The following is a 4,167-nucleotide window of genomic DNA, read 5'->3' as shown; positions in this document are numbered from 1 at the left end:
AGTTACGAGCAGGTCATCAAGCTGGAGCAGGACCGGCTGATCTACCAGGCCCGCCTCCAGGCCCGCTACGGGCGCGCGTGGCGCCGCAAGGCGCCCATCGAGGCGCTGATGCCGCTGCGCCTGGCGAGATACGGCGTTCCGCTGGCGGAGACGGCCCCGGCGGGACTCGCAGCCGCAGGCATCGAAGTGCCCGCAGCCCTGCTCACCGTTGAGCGGACGCCCGCTCCGGGAGGGCCGGAACGTTCCGCGCTGGAGGACGTGGCGGAGCACGAGCAGAGGAGAGTAGAGCTGGAGAAGAGGGAGCCGCGACCGGCTCAGGCCCCAGCTTCAACCCGAGCGACTGAGCGGCCCCACGAGCCGCAGGTCTCGGCAGGGGAGGAGGGCGCCGAGCGGTTCACCGAGGCATACCAGGCGTTCCTCTCCCAGTTCCAGATGGAGCCGACCCCGGCGCAGTGGGCCTTCTGGCTCCGCGACACCTACGGCATCTCCACGGGATCCGGCGACCCGCTCTCCGAGGAACACGTGCAGCCACTGCTGCACGCTCTCCAGGCCCGCTACGCACCCCACAGCACCGAGCCGGACCCCTCCGACGGAGTGGAGCCGGCCGACCAGTCCTGGTACGACTCCTTCCACAGTGCCTGGCGCACCTACGAGCAGGAACACGGCACCTACCCCGATGCAGCGGCCCTCGCGGCGTACGTGTACGAGCGGGACGCCATCACCGGAGACGGCGGCCAGTCCGTCACGGGCAACGACGTGGCGGCCTTCGTCACGAGCTTCCAGGAGCGTGAGTTCGGCCGCCCCGATCTGGCCACCGAGAGGGCAGCCGCCGGCCGCGGACAGGACGCCGCAGACGAAAGCCTTCCTGCAGAGCGCTCCGATTCCGTGCCCGTCGGCTCTGGTTCACAGCGCGCCCAGGAGGAACGCAGTCCTCGCGTGAACGGGGCGATCGGTGCTCCGCAGGTGGGGCTGGACGAGGCACCGGGGGAGCGCAGCGCTCTGACCACGGTCGACCGCTACCACCTGGCGTGGATGGAGCATCAGACCGAGCACGGCGAGGAGCCGACGGCCGAGCAGCTGTCGGCCCGTCTTGCCGAGATGGGTATGCACGGCCGCGGCGGGAAGCCCGTTAGCCCGGCCAACCTGCGCCGCTACTTCCTGCCGTCCCGGGTGTACACCGTCTGGGCCGAGTACCGGATGCGCGATGAGCACCCTGCGGCGGTCGACGTCGCGCAGGGGTGCGCAGCCCGCGGGATCACCGCTCAGTACAGCAAGCCCGTCAGCACCGACTACATCAACGAGAACGCCGCCGACTTTGAGCGGCGCTGGCAGGCCCTTACCCGCCACCACGCCGACGCGCAGCAGTAGCCCAGCTTCCGTCTCGCAGCACGAGTTGCGTACCGGGTGTTCCGTCCCACCCATCGGCTCTCAATGAGAAGGACCGAATCGAGAGGCCGGGCCTGCCACTCGGCCATGCCCTCCATCACCGAATCGGTGATGGTCGAGATCGTCTGCTTCGACACCTTGGCGCCATAGACCTCGGCCAGGTGATCGGCCAGGTGAGAGGAGATCTCCCCGTGGGTGAGGCCCTTCGCGGACAGGGGCAGCACCATCTCGTCGACGCCGGTCAGCCGACGCTGACGCTACTTGACGATCTGCGGCTCGAAGGCGCCCTCCCGGTCCCGCGGGACCTCGATCTGGACCGGACCAACGTCCGTGACGACGGTCTTGGGCCGCTTCCCGTTCCTAGAGTTGCCGCCGTTCATCCCAGCAGGATCGTGCCCGTCATAGCCGAGATGATCGGTCATCTCGCCCTCGAGAGCAGACTCCAGAAGTCGCTTCGTCAGCTGCTGCAACAACCCGCCCTCACCCACCAACTGCGGGCCCTCGGCCCGAGCCCGGGACACAAGCTCTTCGATGAACCGACCATCCAGGGCCGCCGGGGCGGCCCCCACAGGCTCGGGCTCTCGCCTGCCTCGGCGATGATCGAGGCTGCGACCTCGCCCTTGCCGACGCCGAGCGCCAGCTCAGCAAGCGCACACCGGGCAGCGATCCGGCGTACATCGCCTACTTCGATGAAGTGGAGTTGGCGGCGGAGTTCGGGCGCTGCTTCTGCGATCTCGGGTGCTCCGTGCAAGCCACAGAGCGCGGCGCGAGCGGCATCTTCGGTGATGGCCTGAACAACCGCAGCGACTTCCTTGTCACCATGGTGCAGGCGGAGGCGTACATCAATCAGGGCGAAGCGAGCCGAGGGTTCGAGATCGCGCTGAGCGGACTGCAGCTCGGGGAGGGACTGACCTGTGCGCTGCGTGGAGCACGTACGAGAGCTCCAAGGCCGCATCACGAACATATGCAGCGGTCCGCGGAGTTCCGCGACTTCACGGAACAGGCCCGCAGCTTCCGCCTTTGGCGGCAGTCAGAACGGAGGGCAGCATAGCGCTCTATGCGGATTCCGTCGCAGCGGGCGGCGGCACTTCTATCCCCAGAACCTGATAGAGCGAGTCTCCCCATTCTGACCACCTCTTCAGAGACTCTCTGCCGATCATGTGGATCTTCTGAGAGTTGGCGAAGGCCCGAGCGGGCCCGGAGAACTCGCCGCTTGTAACCATGGCGACTACATCCGCTTTGTGGATCGGGCGGGCGGTGCCGTTCAGCCGTTGCATGGCTGCAGAGTCGACCGATCGCCGACCCTTAGTGTGCTTGCACTGGAAGACGAATCTACGACCATCAGGGCTTTCCGCGATGACATCTGCACCTAGGTCGCCTGAGCCACCCGTACGCCAGGCACGCATACCATCCCGCCGTGCGAGCCAAGCCACCAGGATCTCGAAGTTCTTATGGTCGAAAGAATCCACGTCTGCGAGTGTGTACCTCTTTCCGGTCTCGTAAAAGAGGCACCGCTTGTCGTTTAGATGGCGGACCTGCTCCAACGCTTCATCGAGAGCTTGCGGCAGCCTCTCGGCCCTGCGCTTCGCAGCCAGCGCCTTATCCCACAGAACGCCAATTTCTTCCAATGAGGACGATCGATTCTCACCTGGGAGCCATAGCGGAGTCAGCGACTCATCTCCGTAGTGCATTCGCATCTTGTTGAACAGGACTCCAGCCCTATGCTTCAGGTCACGCACCTGCCCACAAAGGGCGTACAGTCCGCTTTCTAGGTCATCAACTGCCTGACGGAACTCTGCCTTAGCGAAAGGGAATTCGCCCTCAGACGAGGACCAACGGTCCTGGAACTCCGCAAGCTGCTCTCCGAGGGAAGTCTCGACGTCGCAAATGGAATGGTAGCCGTACAGGCCTATTCGCCCCTCCTGAGCCCATAGAAAGCACGCCAACACGTCGTCGCTGCTAGCTTTCCCGAGGAGGTCACCCATCATTCGGCGCAAGTCTCTGTCCTTGTAGCGCCGCGGGGTGACCTGGGCGTTGGTATCGATGATCATCGCAGGGAGAGTAGCGACTGCCGATCCATTCTCAAAACGGGGCGATGGAGGGACACCGGCCACGTAGATCATGGCTCAGCAGAGATCAACAACCACCTGCGCTCTGACGGGCAGTCAATATCGAGATTGGCAAAGCTAGTTCAATTCGCAGCAGGCTGGCCCCAATGCTGTAGCCGGCCCGATTAGCCAGATTCTTCTCGATATCTGGGCATCACCCTGGACGAGCTGATCCGCGTTGCTTGCAGCCGATGGGCGATCGAGGACCGCTTCCAGAGCGCGAAGCAGGGATGCGGCCTGGACGACTACCAGGTCCGCCGCCACCCCGGCTGGCACCGCCACATCACCCTCGCCATGGCCGCCCCACGCCTGCCTCACCGTCCTGCGGGCCCAAGCTCTGGATAGCGAGAAAGCAGAAACGGATCCTTCCAGCTCATACCCCTCACCCTCCCAGAACTCCGGCGCCTGATCACCCGCGTCACCCACCGCCGACCATCACCCGTCCAGCACGTCCTGCTGGCGCCGCAGACGACAACAGCAAGCCCGCATCAGTCACTACAAACGACGCGGCCACACCTGAGCCTTTCGCTTGATCGTGGGCACCTGGAGACTGGGATCTTGAGGTTCCAGAGGAAGTAGCACCAGGTGGGAAGCAAGTACACGAAGCGGTACACCGAGGAGTTCAAGCGGGACGCGATCGCGCTCGTCGACTCCTCGGGCAAGACGGTCACCG

General features: G+C 65.1%; 1 protein-coding gene and 3 pseudogenes. 2 read left to right on the top strand and 2 right to left on the bottom strand.

The genetic code is table 11. The features are described 5' to 3' along the window. Positions 1-202 (top strand): annotated as a pseudogene (locus ACIQMR_RS38240) (hypothetical protein); the annotation flags it as partial. A gap of 1,237 nt (positions 203-1,439) precedes the next feature. Here ACIQMR_RS38240 and ACIQMR_RS38235 read toward each other — a convergent pair. Continuing rightward, positions 1,440-1,955 (bottom strand): annotated as a pseudogene (locus ACIQMR_RS38235) (transposase); the annotation flags it as partial. A 486-nt stretch (positions 1,956-2,441) separates the two neighbouring features. Continuing rightward, positions 2,442-3,437, bottom strand: coding sequence for a restriction endonuclease (locus ACIQMR_RS38230; RefSeq protein ID WP_401397757.1), 996 nt, complete (start codon positions 3,435-3,437; stop codon positions 2,442-2,444). Between the two features lie 207 nt (positions 3,438-3,644). Between ACIQMR_RS38230 and ACIQMR_RS38225 the strand changes: the two are divergent. Continuing rightward, positions 3,645-3,903, top strand: a pseudogene (locus ACIQMR_RS38225) (IS701 family transposase); the annotation flags it as partial. Positions 3,904-4,167 lie beyond the last annotated feature (264 nt).

This window comes from Streptomyces sp. NPDC091376, from assembly GCF_044757085.1.
Classification (GTDB): domain Bacteria; phylum Actinomycetota; class Actinomycetes; order Streptomycetales; family Streptomycetaceae; genus Streptomyces; species Streptomyces pratisoli.
Note: the sequence above shows the minus strand (reverse complement) of the source record. Positions and strands in the feature narration are given on the sequence as shown.

What these genes read in the sequence shown, in the direction of transcription:
- ACIQMR_RS38230 (WP_401397757.1), bottom strand. Translation starts at nt 3,437, where the DNA reads ATGATCATCGATACCAACGCCCAGGTCACCCCGCGGCGCTACAAGGAC.